Annotated in this window: 1 protein-coding gene; it reads left to right on the top strand. The window is 49.0% G+C overall.

Annotated features, from left to right (window positions below; translation table 11 throughout):
* Window positions 1-726, top strand: a 726-nt coding sequence (locus AC1DLB_RS31340; protein WP_477786447.1) for an SGNH/GDSL hydrolase family protein, incomplete at both ends; no start/stop codon positions are given.

Here is a 726-nt window from a genome sequence, read left to right as displayed (position 1 = left end):
GGTAGGGAGTATTCTTACTCTTGGTTGCTCTTTTTTGGCTGCTGCACCGTTGCCACAGCTAGATGCCGTGATGCCGTGTGATACTGAAAATGTCAAGGCTTACCGGATATTGTTTGTCGGTGACAGTATTACTTTGCACGGCTTCGACGAGACGACAAGGAAGAATCTAGGATGGAGTCATACAAGTGGTATGGCAGCGTCCTCCAGGCAGTCTGATTATGTAAGTATTTTAAGTCGAGAAATTAGTGATGCCCGCGAGCAGCCGACAGTGGTTTGTTATCACACTGCAGGAGGAAGTGGCACAGTTGACCAGCGACTCCGAGCATTGGGCTCTGTAATTAATACGCACCCAAATCTTGTGGTTATTCAGCTAGGTGAGCACGAAGACTCTAGAAGTGGAATCGATAGTTTAGAAGAAAATTACAGAAAGCTAATTACTGCTCTCCGGCAACTAGACAGTCGTCCGAGTATCATTGCCGTGGGTCCATGGTCCTTGTCTCGTCAGAATGGCCTTGGGCGTTACAGTAGTTGGTCCGGGGAGGTCGATAGAGTGATGGCGGCGGTCTCCTCTGAAGAGCATGTGCCTTACTCTTCAGTAGCGGATATCGCGGCTCTTCCACTGGCCCATGGTGCCGGTTCATCTGATGGGGTGCGCTGGCATCCGAATGATTACGGGCATAGCTTATATGCCAAACGTTTATTTTTATTGTATCAGCAGGCAACTTC

The organism is Pseudomonas sp. 05N434 (genome assembly GCF_056396965.1).
The sequence above is the reverse complement of the archived record's forward strand: the minus strand, read 5'-3'. Positions and strand labels throughout refer to the sequence as shown.